Origin of the sequence: Pseudarthrobacter sp. S6 (assembly GCF_050156575.1) — a bacterium.
Lineage (GTDB): Bacteria > Actinomycetota > Actinomycetes > Actinomycetales > Micrococcaceae > Arthrobacter.
Genome location: NZ_CP189581.1, coordinates 937,852 through 960,225, shown reverse-complemented (window position 1 = coordinate 960,225; position 22,374 = coordinate 937,852). Strand labels below are relative to the sequence as shown.

The following is a 22,374-nucleotide window of genomic DNA, read 5'->3' as shown; positions in this document are numbered from 1 at the left end:
GTTTCCCGGCAACCGGCGGCTTCCCGGCAACCGGCGGTTTCCCGGCAACCGGCGGCTCCCGGCTACTGGCGCGTTCCTGAACTGTAAGCCAAGCGCCGTGCCCGGACAAGGGCACCCGTGGCTAGGCGTCGAGCTTCGTCAGAGGCGCGTAACGGAGCAGGAGACGCTTTTCGCCGACGTCGAACTTCACCTTGGCCACCGTTTTGTCCCCCGCACCTTCCAGCGCCAGCACCGTGCCGTTACCGAAGCTGGTGTGGTGGACTTTGTCACCCACACCGACGGCCACAATCTCTTTCTGCGGCTGGACCCGGTTCTTGGCGATGGCTGCGGGAACGTCCGCGTTGAAGCCTGCCGACGAGTCGGCCGCCGCACCGCGGGACGTACCGGCGCCCCAGAAGGATCCGCCGTAACGGCTGGAGCCGATCGAGGCACTGCTCCCCCACCCGCCGGACGCCTTGCTGGTGCCTTCGCGTTTCCACTCCAGCAGCTCGGCGGGAATCTCCTCGAGGAACTGGCTGGCCGGGTTGTACTGGCTTTGGCCCCACATGCTGCGGACTTCGGACCGGGTGACGTAGAGGCGCTTGCGCGCGCGGGTCAGGCCTACGTAGGCCAGCCTGCGTTCCTCGGCGAGTTCCTTGGGGTCCGTAGCCGAGCGCTGGTGCGGGAACAGCCCGTGTTCCATGCCGGTCAGGAACACCACCGGGAATTCGAGCCCCTTGGCGGTGTGGAGGGTCATCAGCGTGACTACCCCGAGGCGCTTGGCTTCCGCCACGGCGGCATCGATGTCTGCGCCCGGCGCATCCGGGATCTGGTCGGCATCCGCCACCAGGGACACCTGCTCCAGGAAAGCACCCAGGGACCCTTCCGGATTCTCCTGTTCGTATTCACGCACGACGGCGACGAGTTCCGCCAGGTTCTCCACGCGGGACTCGTCCTGTGGATCAGTGCTGGAACGCAGCCCGGCAAGGTATCCGGTCTGTTCCAGGACGGCTTCCAGCGCTGCGGCGGCCCCCGAGCCCGAGGCTACCTCTGCGAGGTCGTCCAGCAGTTTCACAAACCCGAGGACAGCGTTGACGGAACGGGTGGCCATGCCGGGAGCTTCTTCCGCCCGCCGGGCGGCGGCCATAAATGACATCCGTTCGCGTTGGGCCAGCGCGGCCACGGCGCCTTCGGCTCGGTCACCAATGCCTCGCTTGGGTTCGTTGAGCACCCGGCGCAGGTTGACGTCGTCGTCCGGGTTCACCAGAACCCGGAGGTACGCGAGGGCGTCCTTGATTTCCTTGCGGTCGTAGAAGCGCGTGCCGCCCACTACCTTGTACGGCAGGCCAACCCGGACCAGCACATCCTCTATGGAGCGTGACTGGGCGTTGGTGCGGTAGAAAATGGCAACGTCACCGGGGCGGAGGTTGTCCTCGTCCTGGAGCCGATCAATCTCCTTGGCAATGAACTGGGCCTCTGCGTGCTCGTTCTCGCCCACGTAGCCGATGATCTTGTGCCCGTCACCCTCGGCCGTCCACAGCCGTTTGTCGGGACGGTTGGGGTTGCGCGAGATCACGGAGTTGGCCGCGCTGAGGATGTTCTGGGTGGAGCGGTAGTTCTGCTCCAGTTTGATGGTCCGGGCGTCCGGGTAGTCCTTCTCGAACTCCACGATGTTGCGGATGTCAGCGCCGCGGAAGGCGTAGATTGACTGGTCGGAGTCGCCGACGACGGTGAGCTCGGATGCTCCGGGGCCCTCACCCACGATCTCGCGGACCAGTGCGTACTGGGCGTGGTTGGTGTCCTGGTATTCGTCCACGAGAACGTGCCGGAAACGCCGCCGGTAGGAATCGGCGAGCGCGGGGAAGGCGCGGAACATGTAGACGGTCTCGGCGATCAGGTCATCGAAGTCCATGGCGTTGGCCTGGCGCAGCCGCTGGGTGTAGCCCTTGAAGACATCAGCCACGGCGGACTCGAAGGGATCGTTGTGGTTCGCGGATGACGCGTAGGAATCGGCGTCGATGAGCTCGTTCTTGAGTGCGGAGATCTTGTGCTGGATGGCCTTGGGCGCGAACTTCTTGGGGTCCAGGTCCAGGCTCTTGGAAACCTGGATAACCAGCCGCAGCGAGTCCGCGGAGTCGTAGATGGAGAAGTTCGACTTCCGGCCCACGTTGGCGGCCTCCTGGCGCAGGATTCGCACGCAGGACGAGTGGAACGTGGAGATCCACATGATCTTGGCGCGTCCACCCACCAGGGCAGCGATACGCTCCCGCATCTCGGCGGCGGCCTTGTTGGTGAACGTGATGGCCAGGATCTCACCGTGATGCGCACGGTGGGTGGCAATGAGGTAGGCGATCCGGTTGCTGAGGACGCGGGTTTTTCCCGAACCGGCGCCGGCCACAATAAGCAGGGCTCCGCCGGCGTGCTTAACGGCCTCTTCCTGCTGCGGGTTCAGTCCCTGCAGGAGTTCCTCGGCGTTCGGCCGGTGGTGGGCCTGCTCGCCGTTGCCGTCACGCGTGGGCTGCTGGTTGGCCCAGCCGCCCGCGTGCTGGGCGCCGTGTCCTACTGCGCGTTCGGAGCCGTTGGCGGACGCGCTGCCAGGCCTGCCGCCCCCGAATTCGGCGGCCGCAGCAAGGCCTTCCGGGCGCGACTTGGTGCGGGCGGAGGCTGGCGTGGCGGCCTTGAACGGTCCGTCAGAGTACGGGTCAAACAACATATCCATGGTGCCTACAAGTCTAGGCGGTGGGGCTGACACTCAGGGCCAACCCTGTGGATAACACCGCGAGCCAACCCCGGACGCGCGCAATAGCAGGCCCGGACTCATGCAACGGAGCCCGATTCGAGGGCGGCACGCAACTCCCGCACCGCCGTCGTGCCTCCCGCCATAAACCAGTCCAGCCCGTTGACCCGGACCGTGTCCGTGGCGCCGCCGGCGGCCCGGACGATTGCTTTGCCGGGCAGCCAGTCCCATTCCGGGCAGCTGTGCTGGAACCAGCATCCCAACTGGCCATCGGCCACCCTGCCCAGGTCGCAGGACCCGGAGCCGAACATCCGCAGCGCCGCGGCGGACGTGGCGGCCGCGTGCCACGGCATGGCGCAGAGCGGATCCATCAGCCAGGTGGGGTGGATATACGTGGCCGCGCCGAGTTCGGCGAGTGCGGTCGCGTTACGCGCCCCCCCGTCCGGGACAGCGCCCGGGCCATGGTAAGTGGTGAGGGCCCCGCCGTTCAGAGTGGCCGCGTGGGCCGTGCCGCCGAGCCAGAGCTTGTCCTCCTCCGGCTGGAATATCGCGCCAAGCAGTACATCGGATGTGTCTTTAAGGGCAATGGCCGAGCACCAGTACGTTGAACCGTGCAGGAAGTTGTAGGTGCCGTCCACGGGGTCGATCACCCAGGTGCGGCCGCTGGTGCCGGCCACTGAGGCGCCCTCCTCCCCCAGGATGCCATCCTCCGGCCGGCAGCGCTGCAGCTGCTCCAGCACATAGGCCTCCGCGGCGTGGTCCGCGGCGGTCACCACGTCGGAGATGGAGGTTTTCTGCTGGGACTGCAGTCCGGCCATGCGCATCAGGAGGGCGAGCTGCCCGGCTTCGCGCACCAGTGCGGATGCCAGCTGGTAGTCGTCCAGGGCGGGGTCAAGTTCAAGGGTGCTGTGCCGGCCAATGGTCATGGACCCAGTTTAGGTGGAGTGATAATGGTGCCATGGCCAAAACCCCAGCGCAGCGGATCAAGAAGCACGGCTCCAAGGCGGCTGTTCCGCAGCACAGCCTTCCGCCGGTGATCAACCCCACCACCGGCCGTTCGCCGCAGAAGGCCCAGAACAACACCAACCTGATCCTCATCGCGGGCGTGACGGTAAGCCTGTTCCTGTTCTGGTACGTCCACCTGCTCACGCTGCAGCAGCTCACCCAACTCTCCGGCGGCCTGGCCATGCCCGACTCGCTCGTGGGAGGTTTTGACGCCGGCTACATCGGCCAACTGAACGCCGTCATGGATGACGACGCCCGCGGCCAGCTCAACTACGTCCACAAAACGGCCGGCACGCTGTTCCCCCTGATCTTCGGCTTCACATGGCTGCTCCTGATCGGGACCAACGTCGCCAGGAAGACGCTCCGCTGGGCTCTCTGGGCGGGGCCGCTGCTGTTTGTGGTGGTCCGGCTGTGGGGCAATGTCGCCATCGACGCCGCGCTGGGATCGGAAACGGCCGACGCCAGCCAGGTCGCCTTGGCGTCCGGGCTTACGGTTGCGGGGTGGGTGCTGTTCGTTCTTAGCCTGCTGACCGGGGCCGCGGCAGTGTTCCTGCGCAAAAAGCCCGCAAAAACCGACTAGGCCCGCGCGGCAGCAGTAGCGCGCCCGACTTTGCGCTGCCGGCGCACCCGCTGGGCGATCACGAGGCCCGCGGCCGCTACGCCTACGGTGACCGGATAACCCATCAGCCGTTCCAGCGTGCCCGGCTCCGGCACGTCCAAGCGCGTGAGGCCGCCGGTCACCAGTGCGGCGAGCGACACCAGCCCGCACACCAGCACGAACCACCCCAGGGGCGTCTGCCGCAGCCACAACACGCCCAGCAGCAGCAGTGCCAACGCGCCGGCCAGGAAGTACATCAACGCGCCGACGAAGTGCCAGCCGGAGCCGACGTCTTCCGGCACCAGCCCCACGATTATGGTCCCGGCACCGGCGGCGCCGGTCAGAATCCGAACCCCGACCGCAGCCAACCAGGGCTTCCGGCGCGCCGGCTGGACCCTGGCCCCGGCCCGGGCAGCGACACACAGCAACCCCGAGCCCAGCAGCACTGCACCAAGCAACATCCCCAGGCCCTGGACCACAAACGAGGCGTTCATCAGCCAATGCAGCGGCGAACACACGTCCCGTCCGTCGTAGATCCCGCAGTTAAGCGCGCCGAGGTCGCTGATGTATCCGGTCCGGCGGTCGTAGGGTTGCGGGCCGCCCCAGGCTCCGATCACGGCCGTTTCCGCCACAAAATACTGCAGGACACTCAGGACGGACCAGGCGCCGATGTACTGGCGGGTGGAGGCTGTGTCCGGGAGGTAGGCCCCGGCGGGGGCGGATGTCGGGGCTGATCTCATGCCAAGAGCGTAGTACGGCCCACCACCTTGTATGCTTGTATCCGTGTCCGGACGGACCGGCCCTGCCGGTATGGCGGACATGCGCCCTCGTAGCTCAGTGGATAGAGCACGGCTCTCCTAAAGCCGGTGTCGTTGGTTCGATTCCAATCGAGGGCACTTGAATCTTCCTTCCCCGGAGTTCGACCTCCGCGCATACCTGCATGGCCCCCGGCCCTATGGGAACCTTCCCGTTCAGGGGAACTGGGCCGTCGAACGGCTGCTGTTGGACCGGTCCACCGGCACCCACGGGACCTTTGCCGGCGTCGTTCGTTTTTCCCCCACGCACGACGGCGGCCTGGACTTCCGTGAAGAAGGCACCATGCGGTGGCCTACCTTTACCGGTCCAGCCTCGCGCGAATACGTCCTGAAACCCGCCGCCCGGCCGGATGCCCTGGACGTGTTTTTTGCCGACGGGCGGCCCTTCCACCAGATGAGTTTCAGCCCGGAGGCCAGCCAGGACCGGCACTGGTGCGATCCCGATACGTACCGCGTGGCGTACAACTACGAAGGCGCGGACGCATTCAGTTACACCTGGGATGTGACCGGCCCGCGCAAGGACCTGCTGCTGACGTCCGCGCTGAAGCGGCTGGTCTGAAGCGACTTGCCTGAAGCGGCCCGTCGGAACAGGCTAGGCTCGGTACCGTGAAAGCCCGCATCGTTGTCTCCGCCGTCTGTGTCTTCGACGACGCCGGCCGGCTCCTGACCGTCCGCAAGCGCGGCACCAGCATGTTTATGCACCCCGGCGGCAAACCCGAAGCCGGTGAAACCGCCGTGCACGCCGCGGCGCGGGAACTTCAGGAGGAAGTGGGGATCGTTGTGGATCCGCGCGAGCTGGAGCTGATGGGCGTCTGGATCGCCGACGCCGCCAACGAGGCCGCCACGGACATCGAGGCCACCGTGTTTACGGCACCCGGAACCTGGACGGCACACCCCTCAGCTGAGATCGCCGAGATCCGCTGGCTGGACCTGGCAGCGCTGGACCGGGGCGCGCCGCTGCCCGCGGACCTCGCCCCACTGCTCACCGACCACATCCTTCCGGAACTGGCTGCGCTGCGCCGCTGAGAACTTGGGCTAGTACTCCGGAACGGCTTCCGCTGCCACTGCCGAGGCCTCGGCGAACTGCGTCTGGTAGAGCTCGGCGTACCGGCCATCGGCGGCCAGCAGCTCCGTGTGGTTCCCGCGCTCCACGATCTGCCCGTCCTCCACCACCAGGATGACGTCGGCGGCGCGGATGGTGGACAGCCGGTGGGCAATCACGACGGCGGTGCGCCCCTCGAGCGCGGCGCCCAGGGCCGCCTGCACGGCGGCTTCGTTCGTGGAATCCAGTGCGGCGGTGGCCTCGTCGAGGATGACCACGCGGGGCTGGGAGATCAGCAGCCGTGCGATGGTGAGGCGCTGGCGTTCGCCGCCGGAGAGCCGGTAGCCGCGCTCCCCCACCACGGTGTCCAGTCCGTCGGGCAGGGACCGGATCATGGTTTCGAGGCGGGCCTGCCGGATGGCGTCCCACATGTCCTCTTCGGTGGCGTCCGGCCGGGCGAGCCGGAGGTTGGAGGCGATGGATTCGTGGAACAGGTGCCCGTCCTGGGTGACCATACCCAGGGTGTCCCGCAGGGAATCGAAGGTGGCGTCCCGGACGTCCAGCCCGGTCCCGGGAAGGGTGCCGCCGAGCCGCACAGCGCCGGAATCGACGTCGTACAGCCGGGAAAGCAGCTGCGCGATAGTGGACTTTCCGGCACCCGATGAACCCACCAGGGCAACGGTCTGCCCCGGTTCCACGCGGAAACTGATGCCATGGAGCACCTCTTCGCCGCCGCGGGTGTCCAGCGTGGATACTTCCTCGAGCGAGGCCAGTGAGACCTTGTCCGCGGAGGGGTAGGCGAAGCGGACGTCGTCGAACTCCACCGAAACGTGTCCCGGCGGGATGGCCACGGCGTCGGGCTTCTGTTGGATCAGGGGCTTGAGGTCCAGGATCTCGAAGACCCGCTCGAAGCTGACCAGTGCACTCATGATTTCCACGCGGGCGCTGGACAGGGCGGTGAGCGGGGCGTACAGGCGGGTCAGCAGCAGTGCCAGCACCACGACGTCGCCCGCGGCGAGCTGCCCGCCAATGGCCAGCCAGCCCCCCAGCCCGTAGACCAGCGCCAAGGCGAGCGCGGAGACCAGCGTCAGCGCGGTGACGAAGGTGAACTGCAGCATGGCGGTGCGGACGCCGATGTCCCGGACGCGGCCGGCCCGGAGAGCGAACTCGCGGGATTCCTCATCCGGCCGGCCGAAGAGCTTCACCAGCGTGGCGCCCGGAGCGGAGAACCGCTCGGTCATCTGGGTGCCCATGGCTGCGTTGTGGTCTGCGGCCTCACGGCGCAGGTCCGCGAGCCGGGAGCCCATCCGGCGGGCGGGGATGAGGAAGATCGGCAGCAAGATCATGGCGAGCACCGTGACCTGCCAGGAGGTCCCGAGCATCACGATCAGCGTCAGGATCAGGGCCACCACGTTGCTGACCACACCGGAAAGGGTTCCCGCGAAGGCGGATTGGGCGCCGATGACGTCGTTGTTCAGCCGGCTGACCAGGGCCCCGGTGCGGGTACGGGTGAAGAACGCAATGGGCATCTTCTGCACATGGTCAAAGACCCGGGTGCGCAGGTCCACGATCACGCCTTCGCCGATGTTGGAGGACAGCCAGCGGCTGACGAGTCCCACCCCTGCTTCGGCTACGGCCACCACGGCGATCAGCATCGCCAGCCGGATCACTTCGTCGGTACCCGCCTTGGCCACGATGGTGTCAACCACCTGGCCGGCCAGCACGGGCGTGGCGACAGCCAGGAACGCCATCACAATGGACAGCGCCACAAACGCGATCAGTTTTGTCCGGTGGGGGCGGGCGAAACCCAGCACCCGCTTCAGCGTTGCCTTGGAGAAGGGCCGGGAGCCGTTTTTGGCCCGGGAGATGTTGTATAGGGAGTGCCAGGCAACGCCGTCCATGCTCATCGCTGTTGCTCCGTTGCGTCTGCCATCAGTTCAGTTACCGTTCCGTTGTCCACATTCCACCGTACATCCAGCCGCACGTTCTCCAGCAGCCTCCTGTCGTGCGTCACCAGGAGCAGCGCGCCCTCGTAGCTTTCCAGGGCCTCTTCCAGCTGCTCGATGGCGGGCAGGTCCAGGTGGTTGGTGGGTTCATCCAGGACCAGCAGGTTCACTCCCCGTGCCTGCAGCAACGCCAAGGCGGCGCGGGTGCGTTCCCCCGGCGACAGTGAATCCACCGGGCGTGTGGTGTGGTCCGCCTTCAGCCCGAACTTGGCCAGCAGGGTACGGACCTCCGCCGGCGTCAGGTCCGTGAGCACGGCTTCGACGGCGTCGCCAAGATTGAGATGGCCGGCCAGCAGCCCGCGGGCCTGGTCAATTTCGCCGACGGCTACCGAGGCGCCCATGGCCGCGTTGCCGGCGTCGGGCATCTGCACGCCCAGGAGCAGGCGCAGCAGCGTCGACTTGCCGGCTCCGTTGGGGCCGGTGATCCCGATCCGCTCCCCCGCGTTAAGCTGCAGGTTCACCGGGCCCAGCGTGAAGCTTCCCTGCTTCACGACGGCGTCACGCAAGGTGGCCACCACCGCACTGGAGCGCGGCGCCTGGCCGATGGTGAACTGCAGCTGCCATTCCTTCCGCGGCTCCTCCACCACGTCCAGCCGGGCAATCCGGGATTCCATCTGCCGGACCTTCTGTGCCTGCTTTTCCGATGACTCGGTGCTGGCGGCCCGGCGGATCTTGTCATTGTCCGGGCTCTTCTTCATGGCGTTCCGCACGCCCTGGGAGCTCCATTCGCGCTGGGTCCGGGCACGGGAGACCAGGTCTGCCTTGGTGGAGGCGAACTCCTCGAACTTTTCCCTCGCGTGGCGCCGCGCCACGGCGCGCTCCTCGAGGAAGGCATCGTAGCCGCCGTCGTAGACCGCCACGGAATTCTGCGCCAGGTCCAGTTCCACAATGGTGGTGACGCAGCGGGCCAGGAACTCGCGGTCATGGGAGACCAGCACCACACCGCCGCGCAGGCCCTGGACAAAAGCTTCCAGTTTGGCCAGGCCGGCGAGGTCAAGGTCGTTGGTGGGCTCGTCCAGCAGCACAACATCGAAACGGCTGAGCAGGAGCGCGGCGAGTGCCACGCGGGCGGCCTGGCCGCCGGAGAGCCCGGTCATGGGAGCGTGCGCTCCGGTGTCCAGGCCGAGGTCGGCCAGGACGGGCGGGATGCGTTCGTCGAGGTCTGCCGCGCCGGAGGCCATCCAACGGTCAAAGGCCAGCGAGTAGGCGTCATCGGCTCCCGGTGCGCCGGAACCCAAAGCCTCGGCGGTGGACTCCATCTCCACGGTGGCCTGGGCGCAGCCGGTCCGGCGCGCAATGTAACCTGCCACAGTCTCGCCGGCGACGCGCTCGTGTTCCTGGGGCAGCCAGCCCACAAAGGCATCGGCAGGCGCGAGGCTGACGCTACCGGACTGGGGCTGGTCCACGCCGGCCAGCAGTCGCAGCAGGGTGGATTTGCCGGCGCCGTTGGCGCCCACCACGCCCACCACGTCGCCCGGGGCCACCGTGAGGGAAAGTTTGGCGAACAGTGTCCGGTGGTCATGGCCGCCGGAAAGATCTTTGGCAACAAGGGTTGCAGTCATAGGTTGGTCCATCCTCTCCCGCCGCCCGGCCGGAGGAGCCCGCTTAAATCGGCCCGAAACTGCGGTGAATCCGCAATGTGCCGCCCCGAAAAGTGCCGGGGCACTAAAGAGCCCGCTGGTCCGGACTTGGGGGGTGTACGGACCAACGGGCTCGACCATCAAGCATAGTCGAACCAGCACGCCGCAACAAACCGTCTGCGGGATCAGGCTAAAATTGGAAGCGACCATCCGTTCAGTAGAGAGCCGATATGCCCATTCCTGCCAAGGCGTTCCAGCGCTGGCTGCACGGCATCGCCCCCCACACGAGCACGGCAGACGTCTGCCGCGTGTCCGGCATCAAGCGCACAACACTGGCCCAGCAGCTTGTCCGGGGCAAGGTAGCAGAGACAACTGTGGTCAACATCAGCCGCGCGTATAACGTCAACCCCGTGTCTGCGCTGGCGGCGTTCGATGCCTACAGCCTGCTCACGGACCCGCACCCGCCTACAAGGCCAGAACTGGTCAGCCAGATCTCCACCGCGGACCTCCTGCGGGCAGTTTTGGCGCGTTCAGACGCGGACCCGGGCGGCGCGCCGGCGCCTGCCGAGGCTGCCGAGCCGGCCGGTTCGTCGGCGTTGGAGCCGGCCCCGCACGCCACCTCGGTCAAGAACTGGGTGGAGGCCATCGACGACGGCGAACTGCGGCACCGGGTCTCCGTTGCCACCGGAATCGCCCCGCAGAACTATTCGGCGCAACTGACCGCGAACCGGCTGGCGCCGGAACTGGCGGTTGCCACCTCCCTTGCCGCCGGCGTCGGCCCTGCCAGCGGCCTGGTGGCCACCGGGCTGGTCACGGAGGCGGAGGCAGGCTGGCTTCCCGAAGCCCGGCAGTCCGCGCTCGACAGCCTATCCGACGGCGAACTGACCACGCTGGCAGGTGACCGGCTGCAGACACTCGGCCGCGCCCTCCGCCGGCAGGAACATGACCATGAAAAAACCGAAAAGATCTGGGAGAACCTGGGATGATCGAAATCCTGCAGTGGTCCACGCTGACTGTCTGCGGCCTGGCGGCCATCGCGCGCGTTCCCAGTGCCCTGAGGGGGAAGAACAGGACAGTCTTCTACATCTTTGCCCTGATGACGCTCGCCACCCTGCTCAGCATCCGGGCGCCGTACTTTGCCATCGACCAGGCGCTCGGCGGGGTTAACGCGGCCAATCTGCTGCTCCGCTTTGTCATCTTCGCCGCTATTTTCTTCGTGGGTATCCGCGTCACCCGGGGCTTTGGGGCCGACAGCGCTTACCGGCTGCTCACGGGACGGATCGGGATGGCCGTCCTGGGCCTGATCTCCCTCGCTGTGCTTGTACTGTTTCTCATGATGGATACGGCAGGGTCCTCCGCGGGATTAATCGCCATGTCAGGCCAGAATGCCAGGAACGGTCTACTGGTGGAGTACTACGGTGCAGCAGGCCGTGCCTACCCTGCCTACGTTTCACTGGTCCTGCTGCCGGCCATGGTCCAGGCCTGCCGGAGCAACCTTCCGGCCTTGATCCGGGTGGCGGCATTGCTGCTGGTTCTCGGATCGGTTGCCATTGGCGTGAGTCTGTTGTTCCCGGTGTTCCCACCGGCGCTTGACTCAGTGGAGTTTGTCATCAACTACACCGCCGTCCTGTGCTTTGTCATCGGGCTGGCGCTGATCTGGGTAGCCAAGCTGCGGTCCGGGTTGAATGCGCCTGGGAAAAAGACTTCTACCGGAAAGTAACCCTGCGTGCTTTCACAAAATCATTAGACATGGCACAATCATGAATGTGTGAAGTTGGGTGCCGGTTGTTCACGAACGGGGATAGATTCTGGACGCCGGGCCCGTTGAGTCTTTGCATTCTTTGGGGGGATGAGTGGTGGCGGGCCGTTGGGGACCGCCCCCACTCAGCCGTTTAACGGCCAGTCAGCATTTACTGCCCCGCCTGAGTGCTGACTCACCCCAGGGCTGCCCCGCCCGAGTGCGGCGGAACGGTCGGCATCCATGCCGCACCTACCGCGCGAACCTCAACGTCACCAGCTGGAACGGGCGCAGCAAAAGCTCCACCGACTGCTCTGCCGCGGCAGCGTTGACCCCGGGGGCCTCGATGATCCGCTCCAGCAGGTCCGTGGCCTGAACGGCCGTGACCGGGAAGTTCGCCGTGAGCACGCCGGCGGACCGCTGCCCGAGGGACTCGTAGAGGCGTACCACAACGTCGCCCGAACCGTCCTCGGCAAGCTTGACCGCCTCGATGACCAGGGCCGGGTTGTCCACGGCGAACAGCGGCTCCGCGCCGTGCGTGCCCTTGACCAGCCGGGGCACAAGGTTGGTGCGGTACCCCTCCTCCACGGCTTCGGCGATTCCGGCACCAGGGCGGATGGTCACGGTCAGTTCCTGATGGCCGCGGTCCGACGTCGGGTCCGGGAACTTCGGTGCCCGTAACAGGGAGAGACGCACCGAAGTGGTGGTTCCGCCGTCGGAATTCCGCACGCTCCTGGTGACATCGTGTCCGTAGGTGGCAGCATTGGAAATCGCAACACCGTAGCCGGGCTCGGCCACGTGGATCCAGCGGTGCGCGCAGATCTCGAATTTGGCAGCCTCCCACGAGGTGTTGACGTGGGTGGGGCGGAAGACATGACCGAATTGGGTTTCCGAAGCGGAGCGGTCGGCCCTGACGTCCAACGGGAAGCCCAGTTTCAGCAGCTTCTCGCTCTCCTGCCACTCCACGGCCGTGGTGATGGTGAGGGATCCGCTTCCGGCATCCAGCGTGATCCGTTGGGTGACCGGTGACGAGCCGGCAACCCGGTCCACCACCACAACGGCACTGGTTCCGGCATGCTCCAGCCGGATGGCCTGCGCCGCTGTGAGGGCCGTGACGTTGCGGCGGTAGAACTCATCGATGTCCCAGGCGTCCCACTGGTTGGGCGTGTCCCGGTGCAGTTCCAGCAGATTGCCGCGCGCACCTGGAGCGATGGCTTCGCGTCCCGTGGCGTAGTCGGTCAGGGAGGCAAGCAGGCCATCGGCATCCAGGACCGCCCTGATGATGCCGTTGTCCAGCACATGGCCGCCATTCAGCGCGGTTGCCTGGACCGGCCGGCCGGTCGGCGAAAGCTCTGCGGCCGCCAACGCCGGAACCCCGTTGCGCGCGTGCGGTGCGGCGTTGAGCAGGAAGGTCCGCGATCCCCCGCCGAGGAGCACGGCCGCCGCCTTCCCAATGAGGATTTCCAGGCTGGCGCTGATGGCGGCGTAGTTACGTTCCGCGTCCTGGTGGACCCAGGCTATGGAACTGCCGGGCAGGATGTCGTGGAACTGCTGCAGGAGCACCAGCCGCCATAGCCGCTTCAGCTCTGCTGCCGGGTACTCGAACGAACCGGGGTTGCGGACGGCAGCGGTGGAGCACCAGAGTTCGGCCTCGCGGAGCAGGTGTTCGCTGCGCCGGTTGCCCCGCTTGGTCTGGGCCTGGCTGGTGTACGTGCCGCGGTGAAGCTCCAGGTACATCTCCCCCACCCAGACGGGCAGGGAGGAGTACTCTTCCTCCGCCTGGGTGAAGAAACTCTCGGCGGACCCCACCCTGACTTTGGGCGAGCCTTCGAGGTTCGCGGTGCGGCTGGCGGCCGCCAGCATTTCGCGCGTAGGCCCGCCGCCGCCGTCGCCGTAGCCGAACGGGACAAGCGAGCTGTTGCCGTGCCCGTGGTCGCGGAAGTTCCGCTCGGCGTGCGCCAGTTCGCGTCCACTGAGCTCGGCGTTGTAGGTGTCTACGGGCGGGAAGTGCGTGAACAGCCGGGTGCCGTCGATGCCTTCCCAGTTGAAGGTGTGGTGCGGCATGCGGTTGACCTGGTTCCACGAGATCTTCTGCGTCAGGAACCAGCGGCTGCCCGCCGACTTGACGATCTGAGGCAGTGCCGCGGAATAGCCGAAGGAATCCGGGAGCCAGGCTTCGCGGCATTCGAGGCCGAACTCGTCGAGGAAGAAGTTCTTGCCCTCAATGAATTGCCGTGCCATGGCCTCGCCGCCGGGCATGTTGGTGTCCGACTCGACCCACATGCCGCCCACCGGGACGAACTGACCGGCCTTGACCTTTTCCCGGATCCGGCTGAAAAGCTCAGGGTAGAACTCCTTCATCCAGGCCAGCTGCTGGGCTGACGAGCAGGAGAAAACAAAGCCCGGATCCTCATCCATCAGCGCCACCACGTTGGAGAACGTCCGGGCACATTTGCGGATAGTTTCACGCACCGGCCAGAGCCAGGCGGAGTCGATGTGGGCGTGGCCCGTAGCCACCAATTGATGGGCGGACGCATAGGCGGGCCTGGACAGGACTTCCGCCAGGGTTGCCCGCCCGGCTCCGGCGGTGCCCGGGACGTCGTCGGGATCCATCTGGTCCATCATGCGCTCCAGCGCACGGAGGATCTCATGGCGCCGCGGCTGCTCGGTGGAGAGTTCGTGCATGAGCCCGGCGAGGGTCCCGATGTCCTGCTGTAGTTCCCAGACCGTCTGGTTGAGTTCGGCGATGGCGATCCTGCCCAGCCGGTACTGCGGCGCCGTGCCTGATGTTGCCTTATCCCCGTAGGGTGTGGCGGCGAAGGTCCAACCTTGCGCCATGTCCGGGTTGGCGGCCGCCTCAACGTAGAAGTCAACGGACATGCCGCTGCCCAGGAGTTTCAGGGGAATGTACTGGTTCCGGGGCGAAATCGCCTTGATGATGGAGCCATCCGGGCGCCAGGCGATGCCCTCGCACTGGAATCCGGGGGCTTCGTTGATGAAGCCAAGGTCCACCACGATTTCCACCGCGGTGTCCGGTCCGGTGCCCCACGCCTCCGGGACGTCGCCCTGGAGGCGCAGCCACTTGGTGCCCCACGGCTTGCCCCAGGCGGCACCGTGCTCCTGCGGCTCGAAGTGATTCCGCAGTGCATCCAACACGGGCACCGGTTCGCCGGGGGCGTCCCAGCTGCTCAGGTTGAGCGGAACGGTGCGCGCGTAAACGGCGGGATTGATCCGCTCGCGGACAAACCGGTCCAAGCGGACTTCGGTGATCCGGCGGTCGTCATGCAATGTAAACCCTCTTAGGTGCTTGAACTGGAGTATTCGAGTCCGGACCAAAAGCTTCCAATCGATGGATAAAATCTACCGGCTAGTAGCTCAATAGCCAAGCACCACGGTAAATCTCCGCCGAAGGGGCCGGCACCGCTGTTATCCGGGCGCGTTCGCGCCTAATTCGTCCGCGGCCTTCCCGGGAACCGGCTCCGGAACCTGCGCAGGAACGTGCGTGGCGGACAGCGTAATCCTGCCCTGCCCGGCGTAGACATTCAGGCTCGTGCCCCGGCTGAATCCTGCCAGGGTCATGCCGCTGGCCTCCGCCAGCTCCACAGCAAGACTCGACGGCGCACTCACTGCCGCCAGTACGGGAATGCCCGCCAACGCTGCCTTCTGGACGAGTTCAAACGATGCGCGGCCCGAGACCTGCAGGACCAGCCCGGTCAGCGGAAGCAACCGCTCCCGCAGAGCCCAGCCCACCACCTTGTCCACGGCGTTGTGGCGCCCCACATCCTCGCGGAGGCACAAGAGCTGCACGCCGCCGTCGTCCGTTATGCGGAAGAGGCCCGCGGCGTGCACTCCGCCGGTAACGTCAAAAACGTCCTGGGCTTCGCGGAGCCGTCCTGGCAGTGAAGCCAGCACGTGGGCGGGCACGGTCAATGGATCCGCCGCGGGGCTGAAATGGGAGGACTTGCGCACTGCCTCGATCGAGTCCGTGCCGCAGATACCGCAGGAACTTGAGGTGAAGACGTTCCGTCCTTTCGCGGGGAGTTCGACGTCGGGCCGCAGCTGGGCTTCCACCACGTTGAACGTCTGGACGCCGTCTTCGTCCTCGCCGGCGCAGAACCGCAGCGATACCAGCTGCTCGGGAGCCCAGATAATCCCCTCGGACACCAGGAAGCCGGCCACCAGGTCAAAGTCGTCCCCGGGCGTCCGCATGGTCACCGAGAATGACAGCGGACCGAGCCGGATTTCCAGCGGCTCTTCGACGGCGAGGACGTCCTCGCGGTGGCGGACCGGGAACTCGAGGGCATTGGGCGAGCCATCCAAAACATACTTGTGCACCTTGCGGCGCTGCGTCACTCGCCCCATCAGCGAACCGCCAGACTGTCTTGAAGGGCCCCGTGGACGTTCCGGACCTGCCGGCTGGCGCTGTTCATAGGTCCATCATTGCACCACTGGCCGAACTGTGGCGTACGGGATTCCGCAGGACGTCGCCTAGCCAAGCAGGGCACTCCAGTCCACCGGACCGGCGGGCTTCGCAGTGTCCTTGCCAGCTGCCCGGGTGGCTGGTTTCGCGCCGGACCTACTCTTGGTCTTGCTGCCCGGCTGATCGGGCGTGGGCACCGGCGGTCCCCACGGCAAGGCAAACGCCGGGACGGGTTCGCCCAGCTGCACCCCATGCGGCGGAACAACCATCACCCCGTGCGCCGACGCCAGTCCGCGCATCATCCCGGGACCGGTGTGTTTGGCCGGTGACGCCATCCCGTACAAAAGCCGGAACGGCATCAGCCTGGTCCGCCCCGGCTCAGCCTCGATGGTGGTCCCGCACGGGACCTCCTGCACCGGCGGCATGGCGCCGTGGCCCAGCGCGGCCAGCAGCGGTTCGCCCACCGTGGACAGTGCCATCATGGCGGCCAGCGGGTTTCCGGGGAGCCCCAGGACAAAGCGCCCATCGGGGAGTTCGGCCAGGACAGCCGGATGCCCGGGGCGCATGGCGATGCCGTCGATAACCAGCCGCCCGCCCAGTTCCGCAACAGCGCGGCGGAGGTGATCGGTGTCCGAGACGCCCGTACCGCCGGTGGTGATCACGACGTCGGCCGGCAGCGCGGAGGGGTCGGGAACCTCGGGTGGGAGGTCCGCCAGACCGCCCAGCCACTCAGCGTAAGAGTCGCCGATCCGTTCCTGGCCGCCGTCGATGCCGCCAAGCATTTCCACAACGCCAGCGAGCTGCGGACCGAAGGTGTCGCGGACCTGCCCTGGGACCGGCAGCCCCTGGGCTACAACTTCGGAGCCGGTCAGCAGGAGCTTAACCACCGGCTTGCCCCGGACCAGCAGGTCATCGTGCCCGGCCAGGGCCGCGACCGCCAGATGGGCCGGGTTCAGCGTTACGCCGGCCTTGACCAGCACTTCTCCCGCGGCGGCTTCCTCGCCGGCCTTCCTGATGTGCTGGCCGTTCCCGGGCTCGCCGGGACGTGCAGCGCCGCCGGTCATCAGCAGCGGCAGGCCGTCGTCGTCCATAACGAGCACTGCACTTTCGCTGCGCAGGACAGATTTAGCCCCGGGCGGGATCAGCCCGCCGGTGACGATGGGGCTGGCCTGGTGGGGTGCCAGCCGCTGGCCGGCCTCCGCCACGATCCACGGACCGCTGCCGTTGACGGCCCAGCCGTCCATCGCAGATGACGCGTAGTGCGGCATGTCGTGCAACGCCGTAATGTCGCCGGCCAGGACCCTGCCCAGCGCCTGGCCCAGGGGAACCCGGCCCGGCGGAATCGGGGTGGCGATATCAAAAGCGGCCTTGCGCGCCTCCTCCCAGGTGTGGGCAAGGTGCTTTGCCTGGGCTGCCTGCTGCTGGGGATTTTCGGATACGTCGCCGGGGGCGGCGGTCACTGAACGGAAGTCATTCGACGGGGGTCCTGGCAGATTCGGCATCATAGTCAGCAGCGAGGGTGCGGGCACGGTCCATGGCGGCGGTCATGGCGGCAGCGTTCGTAGCCTGTCCCGATCCAGCAGCCAGGCCGGCGGCGAATCCGGCAATAAAGGTGGTGAGAGGGGCGGCCGGGCGGACCACTGAGTGTGCCGCCACACCGGCCAGCGACAGAATGGTGTTGACATCGATCTGGACGTCCTCCAGTTCATACGCCTGGAGCAAGGACCTGCACCACTCTTCCAGCGTCCCTTCCTGGCTTTTCACGCTCTGCCTCCCAAATTGTCTGCGGCAGTGTTGCCCCGGAGCCCGCTTAGGGGATCCGAACCGGCCACACCAAGTGCGGCGGCATCGTCCCAGGTGTCCACATCGGCCGTGGAGCCGGCCGGAACGGCGACAAGCTGCACGTCCAGACTAGCAAGGAGTGCCCGCACCGACCCATTAATTAATCGTCCTGCGGTTTCCAGTTGGATGACAGATCGTTGTAGCGCGACTGTGCTATAAAAGCCAACCAGCGGCTGGCTGCGGCCATCCTCCGAGACGGCCAACACGCCGTCCGGTTCCCGGCCCGGGTGCTGACCCTCGGAGCTTTCCGCACCGGGGCCTCGTGCACGCAACGCAGCCTTCAGTACCGCCACCGCCTGCCCCACGTTGGGCATGTCGCAGGCCAGCACCAGCGTCAGCGCGGGGCGGCTGCCGTCCGCAGCAGCCAGGGCCGCCAGCCCGGCCGCAATGGCAGCCGCTGGACCGCTAAACGGCGGTTCCTCGCGGCAGCGCAGAAACCCGGCCGGTACTTTCCAGCCAGGCACTTCCCCAGTGTCCGGACCAACTACGACGGCGGCCCGGGCTCCCCCGGCAGCGGCCACGGAGCGGCGCAACAGGGAGTCGCCGTCGTACGTCAGGCTCTGTTTGGGCACACCACCGAGCCGCGACGAACGGCCGCCGGCGAGGATGACGGCATCGAAGTCGAGGGGGTCAGCGTCCACCCACCCAGCTTAACGGTGCGGGGGCTGGAATACTGTGCGGGGCTGGCACTAGCGGCCGGAATTCAGGCGGCCCGTTCCGGCAACAGGAACGGGTCCCAGGCCGGCGTGGGCTTCTCAAGTTCCTTGATCTGCCAGATAGTGCCATGAGGCGGTTCCGGGACAAACCTGAGCTTCCAGCCCATTTCAGCCGGAGTGTGGTCGCCTTTGGTGTTGTTGCAGCGAAGGCAGGCAGCCACCAGGTTTTCCCAGGAGTCGGCGCCGCCACGTGATTTCGGTTGCACATGGTCAATGGTGTGGGCACCTTTACCGCAGTACGCGCACCGGTGACCGTCCCGCCGCAGGACTCCGCGGCGGCTGACCGCAGTGCCCTGGTTGTATCTCGGGCGGATGTAGCGGTTCAGGAGAATCACGGACGGGCGGCCCAGAATCTCCTGGGGCCCCACCACAGGGTCATCGCCTTCGGCAATAACGCTGGCCTTGCCCGTGAGCACAAGCACCAGCGCCCGGCGGAAGGTGACTACCGCCAGCGGTTCATATCCAGCATTCAGAACGAGAGTGCGCATGCACGTACCTCTTCGTGGCCGCACCCGTCAGGGGCACGAGGGCCGGCTGCCCCCGGCATATCCGGGCTATGGATCGACACCACAAGAGTAAACAAAGAATCCCGGGATCAACTAATTTCGGCCGCAGCAGCAGTCACGTGTCGGATCGGGACACGCGTCCGGGTCGCTGCAGCAGCCCTGCCAACAACAAAGGACCCCAGCCGTGAGGCAGGGGTCCTTTGAAGATCGACTTTGGTGCTAGCGCACGCGGATGTAGACCGGTCCTGAACCAACGTTGGCGCTGAACACAACAGTCTGGTTGCCGTTGTAGCCGCCGTGCACGGCTTGTCCGTTACCGGCGTAGACGGCAATGTGGGCAACGCCGGCGCCGCCATCTGCGTAGTACAACAGATCGCCGGGCTGGGCCTCGGCTGCACTAACGGTCGTGCCCAGAGACAGGTAGCCGGCGGGCCAGCCGTGGTAGTTGATACCCACGGCGGCCAGGGCGTTGGTCACCAGCATGGTGCAGTCCTGCGTCACACCCAGCTGGGCGTACGCAGCAGAGAGGATAGCAGCACCCTTGCCGCTGGCAGCTACCGGGGCCGAGGGAGCAGCCGGCGTTGCCGACGCGACCTTGATGGTTGCCGCGGGCTTCGCCGGAGCCGGAGCTTCAATAACCGGCGCGGGAGCTTCGACAACCGGCGCGGGAGCCTCAACAGGAGCCGGCGTGGTGGTCACGGCTGGCTTCTCGTACGAGATGGCAATGGTGGAGGCAGCCGAAATGATGGCAGGCGCGGAAACCCCAACTTCGAGGTTCGAAGCGGAAGCAGCTTCACGCTGGACTCCGGAGTCTGCCGCGTTCGCAGCGATACCACTGGTCAGGACAAGACCGGAGGCAGCAGCGATAACCGCAGCTTGGCGGCCCATGCCGCCGGCGTTGTCGCCGACAGCTTTGGCAATGACAGCCAGCGAGTTGGTCTTGGTGACCTCGGCGCGGTGCCGTGCAACAGTTGCACGTGTAGTCATTAATTTCTCTCTTTCGTTTTCCTCAGGACCGCGTGGGCAGCCCAAGGGCTTTGGACGCGCCGGCATCTTGGGGGTACGCCGGCACGCCCCGAACGGGGATTTAGCGAAAAGTTTCCGGCGAAGAATCCATTCCGTCAGCGCAGGGCTGCAGGAACTGCCGGATGGCGGGAACTACGGGGCCAGCGTGAAGAACGCGGACGAGCCCGTGGATGCCACGGAGTGGAGCAGGGTGCCCTGTGACGGGTTAAGTGCGCTGATCATCATGCCGTTGCCGACGTAAATGCCAACGTGGGCGCCGCCATTCTGCATGACCAGGTCACCGGGAGCCGGTGTGGCGGTGGGCCGCATGGCTGTCCAGGCATTGGTGCGGGGAATGCTGATGCCGGCCTGGGCGTAGACCCACTGCGTGAAGCCTGAGCAGTCCCAGCCGTTGGGAGTGGTGCCGCCCCAGACGTAGGGGTGGCCGATACCGGTGTAGGCAATTGCTGCCAGACCCGAAGCGGCGGCGGAGGAGACAGTGTCAGCGAGCTTGGAGGCGTCGGCGAGCTTGGAGGCCGCGGCCTCGGTTGCCGCAGCACCCTGAGCCCCGGTTTCGGAGGCCGTGGACTGCGCACGGACCGTCTCAACCTTCGGTGCCGGCGTGGTCTTGATCACGGGGCGCTCGAAGGAAACGGTAGCCGTGGGCGCCGCAGTTACGGCAAGTGCCGTCTGCGCGGAACCGGACTCGGTAGAGGCGGAAACACCGGCGGTGGTATCCGCGGCGTTGGCCGGAAGTCCCATGCTCAGGATCAGACCTGATGCAGCTGCGATAACAGCAGCCTGGCGACCTACGGTCCCGGCGTTGGCACTGACCGCCTTGGACACGGATCCCAAGGGGTTGGTGCGAACCGATAGTGCGCGGTGGCGCGCAGAATTATGGCGTGAAGACACGAAGGTAGCCTCTCCCAATGCCTGCGAGGTGAGCTGTCGGATTCGGATGGGAGTCACCCGGCCACGCTGCTTCACAGTGGAAGCTTTGCGACTTAACCCCAAGGCCTTCAGATTCGAAGACCAAAATTGGTTCCCCCGCCCCTGCCAGACGATGTCATGCGAACGGACCTTGAGCGGTGGCAGAGCTAGGCAATCCACTCAAGAACGTCAACTTCGGAAAAGTTGACGCGCTTTAGACGTTACATGAGTTCAGCGCCAATGTCACATTCAGGTCACGGCAGGTCGCGGCGATTCGAGAGTTTGCCATCATTTGATTCAGAGCCAGCCGCTGGGGTCAACGACTTCGCCGTTTACCTGGACCTCGAAGTGGAGGTGGCAGCCCGTGGAGGCGCCCGTGGTGCCGCTGAGGGCAACCACATCGCCGCGGCTGACCGTCTGGCCCATCTTGACGTTGGCGGAGGAGAGGTGGTTGTAAGTGGTTTCAAGGCCATTGCCGTGATCCACCACTACGCGGTTGCCGCCACCGTACTGGTGCCAGCCAACGAAGGTCACGGTGCCGCTGGCAGCAGCCAAGACAGAGGTTCCGCACTGCGCTGCGAAGTCCTGGCCACGGTGGAAGTCGCCGGAGCCGCCGGTGATAGGGCTGACCCGGAATCCGAAGGGAGAGACTGTAGCCAGCTGGGCCAGCGGCGGGCCGAGGCTTCCGGCAGAGGCGGCGCGGGTAATGGATCCCGCGGACTGGGCGCTCAGCAGCTGCTTTAGTTTGCCATCCGGATCACCTTGGGTTACCACGGACGAGCGGCTGAAATCTATTTGGGCGGCGGCTTCGGCCGTGACTTCAGGCTGCGGAGCCGCGGAAACGGCCGACGCGGCCTGGCCGGGTGCCGGAGTTGCCATCACGGGGCCGGTCACAGGAACCGTCACGGTGAGAGCCAGGCCAGTTGCCGCCAGGGCGATGCCGGCCTTCTGGCCCAGGCCACTGGCAGCGGCGAAGTCCGTCATCTGCCGGAAGGGTCCCCGGCGGCGGCGTGCTTCCCGCTGTGGGTCGCGGGGCCTCTCCGCGATGAAATCCTCGGCCACTCTCGGCGCCGAAGCGGGGCCAACCGCGCGACGGCGGCCCCTGGAGTATTGCGTGGTCAAGAATGTTCCTCTCTGGATAGCCTGCGAAGTTAGCTGTCGGATTCGGGTCGGAGAGTTCAAAGACCCGGTCCGCCGTGACAAGCACTTGACGCAGAGATATCCCGTGAGGATCCTTCGCTGGAAGAGGCTTGCTGCTGACGGACTTCACCCCAAGGCAGTCTCGCGACTGCCGGTTGTGGTTCCCCCGCCTCTGCCAGTTGGTGACTCGTGCACCTGATCCGCTGGCAGAGCTCGGCTCCGGACCAGGTAACGCTTTTGTATCGACGCTGCGTTTCAACTATAGGCGATTAAGTTGGACAGTAACAATTCCGTTATCTTTGCGGAACCTGGCGC

General features: G+C 66.3%; 19 protein-coding genes, 1 tRNA gene and 2 riboswitches. Of the genes, 6 read left to right on the top strand and 14 right to left on the bottom strand.

All coding sequences use genetic code 11. From position 1 onward, the window contains the following. Positions 1-121 precede the first annotated feature (121 nt). Together pcrA and ACQCS0_RS04690 are read right to left on the bottom strand one after the other, a co-directional pair. The gene (pcrA, locus tag ACQCS0_RS04695; protein WP_426940214.1) at positions 122-2,692 is read right to left on the bottom strand and encodes a DNA helicase PcrA; all 2,571 of its coding nucleotides are present in this window, start codon (positions 2,690-2,692) and stop codon (positions 122-124) included. 104 nt (positions 2,693-2,796) lie between these two features. Further along, positions 2,797-3,642: an inositol monophosphatase family protein gene (locus ACQCS0_RS04690; protein ID WP_354155777.1), complete on the bottom strand. Its 846-nt coding sequence runs from the start codon at positions 3,640-3,642 to the stop codon at positions 2,797-2,799. Positions 3,643-3,674: 32 nt separating this feature from the next. Here ACQCS0_RS04690 and ACQCS0_RS04685 point away from each other — a divergent pair, with 32 nt between their 5' ends. Then, on the top strand, positions 3,675-4,301 hold the full coding sequence (locus ACQCS0_RS04685) for a hypothetical protein (RefSeq protein ID WP_354155778.1): 627 nt from the start codon (positions 3,675-3,677) through the stop codon (positions 4,299-4,301). Here the strand turns inward: ACQCS0_RS04685 and ACQCS0_RS04680 are convergent. Then, on the bottom strand, positions 4,298-5,059 hold the full coding sequence (locus ACQCS0_RS04680; protein WP_354155779.1) for a DUF998 domain-containing protein: 762 nt from the start codon (positions 5,057-5,059) through the stop codon (positions 4,298-4,300). The genes ACQCS0_RS04685 and ACQCS0_RS04680 overlap by 4 nt on opposite strands. An 83-nt stretch (positions 5,060-5,142) precedes the next feature. Between ACQCS0_RS04680 and ACQCS0_RS04675 the strand changes: the two genes are divergently transcribed. The 3 genes from ACQCS0_RS04675 (at position 5,143) to ACQCS0_RS04665 (ending at position 6,160) form a co-directional block, all read left to right on the top strand. Next, positions 5,143-5,215: transfer RNA gene (locus ACQCS0_RS04675), tRNA-Arg, on the top strand. A gap of 1 nt (position 5,216) precedes the next feature. Continuing rightward, complete coding sequence (locus tag ACQCS0_RS04670; protein ID WP_354155780.1) at positions 5,217-5,693, top strand: DUF6314 family protein; 477 nt, start codon at positions 5,217-5,219, stop codon at positions 5,691-5,693. 47 nt (positions 5,694-5,740) lie between these two features. Next, entirely contained in the window at positions 5,741-6,160 is a 420-nt protein-coding gene (locus ACQCS0_RS04665; protein ID WP_354155781.1) for an NUDIX domain-containing protein, read from the top strand. A gap of 9 nt (positions 6,161-6,169) precedes the next feature. Here ACQCS0_RS04665 and ACQCS0_RS04660 read toward each other — a convergent pair whose 3' ends face one another. Together ACQCS0_RS04660 and ACQCS0_RS04655 are read right to left on the bottom strand one after the other, a co-directional pair. Then, entirely contained in the window at positions 6,170-8,083 is a 1,914-nt protein-coding gene (locus tag ACQCS0_RS04660; RefSeq protein WP_354155782.1) for an ABC transporter ATP-binding protein, read from the bottom strand. After that, entirely contained in the window at positions 8,080-9,744 is a 1,665-nt protein-coding gene (locus ACQCS0_RS04655; RefSeq protein ID WP_354155783.1) for an ABC-F family ATP-binding cassette domain-containing protein, read from the bottom strand. The genes ACQCS0_RS04660 and ACQCS0_RS04655 overlap by 4 nt, the downstream gene beginning before the upstream one ends. Positions 9,745-9,992: 248 nt before the next feature. On the opposite strand from ACQCS0_RS04655, the gene ACQCS0_RS04650 reads away from it, so the two are divergent. Next, positions 9,993-10,748 (top strand): hypothetical protein, encoded by a 756-nt coding sequence (locus ACQCS0_RS04650; RefSeq protein ID WP_354155784.1) that lies wholly within the window; start codon positions 9,993-9,995, stop codon positions 10,746-10,748. Then, positions 10,745-11,482 carry a hypothetical protein gene (locus ACQCS0_RS04645; protein WP_354155785.1) on the top strand — a complete coding sequence of 246 codons (738 nt, stop codon included), beginning with the start codon at positions 10,745-10,747 and terminating at the stop codon, positions 11,480-11,482. The genes ACQCS0_RS04650 and ACQCS0_RS04645 overlap by 4 nt, the downstream gene beginning before the upstream one ends. Positions 11,483-11,752: 270 nt before the next feature. On the opposite strand, the gene ACQCS0_RS04640 is transcribed toward ACQCS0_RS04645, so the two are convergent. The 9 genes from ACQCS0_RS04640 to ACQCS0_RS04600 form a co-directional block, all read right to left on the bottom strand. Continuing rightward, positions 11,753-14,788, bottom strand: coding sequence for a glycoside hydrolase family 38 C-terminal domain-containing protein (locus tag ACQCS0_RS04640; protein WP_354155786.1), 3,036 nt, complete (start codon positions 14,786-14,788; stop codon positions 11,753-11,755). Between the two features lie 138 nt (positions 14,789-14,926). After that, the gene (gene fdhD, locus ACQCS0_RS04635; protein ID WP_354155787.1) at positions 14,927-15,862 is read right to left on the bottom strand and encodes a formate dehydrogenase accessory sulfurtransferase FdhD; all 936 of its coding nucleotides are present in this window, start codon (positions 15,860-15,862) and stop codon (positions 14,927-14,929) included. A gap of 126 nt (positions 15,863-15,988) precedes the next feature. Beyond that, a complete protein-coding gene (locus tag ACQCS0_RS04630) occupies positions 15,989-17,380 on the bottom strand; it encodes a molybdopterin molybdotransferase MoeA (protein WP_354155788.1) in 1,392 nt (463 codons plus the stop codon). Between the two features lie 10 nt (positions 17,381-17,390). Next, complete coding sequence (locus ACQCS0_RS04625; protein ID WP_354155789.1) at positions 17,391-17,684, bottom strand: DUF6457 domain-containing protein; 294 nt, start codon at positions 17,682-17,684, stop codon at positions 17,391-17,393. Continuing rightward, positions 17,681-18,403, bottom strand: a complete 723-nt coding sequence (gene mobA, locus ACQCS0_RS04620; RefSeq protein WP_354155790.1) for an NTP transferase domain-containing protein — start codon at positions 18,401-18,403, stop codon at positions 17,681-17,683. Before mobA ends, ACQCS0_RS04625 begins: the two co-directional genes overlap by 4 nt. 62 nt (positions 18,404-18,465) lie before the next feature. Then, positions 18,466-18,966 (bottom strand): HNH endonuclease, encoded by a 501-nt coding sequence (locus tag ACQCS0_RS04615; protein WP_104062827.1) that lies wholly within the window; start codon positions 18,964-18,966, stop codon positions 18,466-18,468. 237 nt (positions 18,967-19,203) lie between these two features. Further along, a complete protein-coding gene (locus ACQCS0_RS04610; RefSeq protein ID WP_354155791.1) occupies positions 19,204-19,971 on the bottom strand; it encodes an NlpC/P60 family protein in 768 nt (255 codons plus the stop codon). Positions 19,972-20,142: 171 nt separating this feature from the next. Next, on the bottom strand, positions 20,143-20,835 hold the full coding sequence (locus ACQCS0_RS04605) for an NlpC/P60 family protein (RefSeq protein ID WP_354155832.1): 693 nt from the start codon (positions 20,833-20,835) through the stop codon (positions 20,143-20,145). A 70-nt stretch (positions 20,836-20,905) separates the two neighbouring features. Then, positions 20,906-21,068: riboswitch (cyclic di-AMP (ydaO/yuaA leader) on the bottom strand. 148 nt (positions 21,069-21,216) lie between these two features. Then, positions 21,217-22,041: a peptidoglycan DD-metalloendopeptidase family protein gene (locus ACQCS0_RS04600; RefSeq protein ID WP_354155792.1), complete on the bottom strand. Its 825-nt coding sequence runs from the start codon at positions 22,039-22,041 to the stop codon at positions 21,217-21,219. Between the two features lie 3 nt (positions 22,042-22,044). Then, positions 22,045-22,263: riboswitch (cyclic di-AMP (ydaO/yuaA leader) on the bottom strand. Between the last annotated feature and the right edge of the window lie 111 nt (positions 22,264-22,374).

Coding starts and splice junctions, on each gene's coding strand:
- pcrA (WP_426940214.1), bottom strand. CDS start 2,692: ATGTTGTTTGACCCGTACTCTGACGGACCGTTCAAGGCCGCCACGCCA.
- ACQCS0_RS04690 (WP_354155777.1), bottom strand. CDS start 3,642: ATGACCATTGGCCGGCACAGCACCCTTGAACTTGACCCCGCCCTGGAC.
- ACQCS0_RS04685 (WP_354155778.1), top strand. CDS start 3,675: ATGGCCAAAACCCCAGCGCAGCGGATCAAGAAGCACGGCTCCAAGGCG.
- ACQCS0_RS04680 (WP_354155779.1), bottom strand. CDS start 5,059: ATGAGATCAGCCCCGACATCCGCCCCCGCCGGGGCCTACCTCCCGGAC.
- ACQCS0_RS04660 (WP_354155782.1), bottom strand. CDS start 8,083: ATGAGCATGGACGGCGTTGCCTGGCACTCCCTATACAACATCTCCCGG.
- ACQCS0_RS04655 (WP_354155783.1), bottom strand. CDS start 9,744: ATGACTGCAACCCTTGTTGCCAAAGATCTTTCCGGCGGCCATGACCAC.
- ACQCS0_RS04650 (WP_354155784.1), top strand. CDS start 9,993: ATGCCCATTCCTGCCAAGGCGTTCCAGCGCTGGCTGCACGGCATCGCC.
- ACQCS0_RS04645 (WP_354155785.1), top strand. CDS start 10,745: ATGATCGAAATCCTGCAGTGGTCCACGCTGACTGTCTGCGGCCTGGCG.
- fdhD (WP_354155787.1), bottom strand. CDS start 15,862: ATGGGGCGAGTGACGCAGCGCCGCAAGGTGCACAAGTATGTTTTGGAT.
- ACQCS0_RS04615 (WP_104062827.1), bottom strand. CDS start 18,966: ATGCGCACTCTCGTTCTGAATGCTGGATATGAACCGCTGGCGGTAGTC.
- ACQCS0_RS04610 (WP_354155791.1), bottom strand. CDS start 19,971: ATGACTACACGTGCAACTGTTGCACGGCACCGCGCCGAGGTCACCAAG.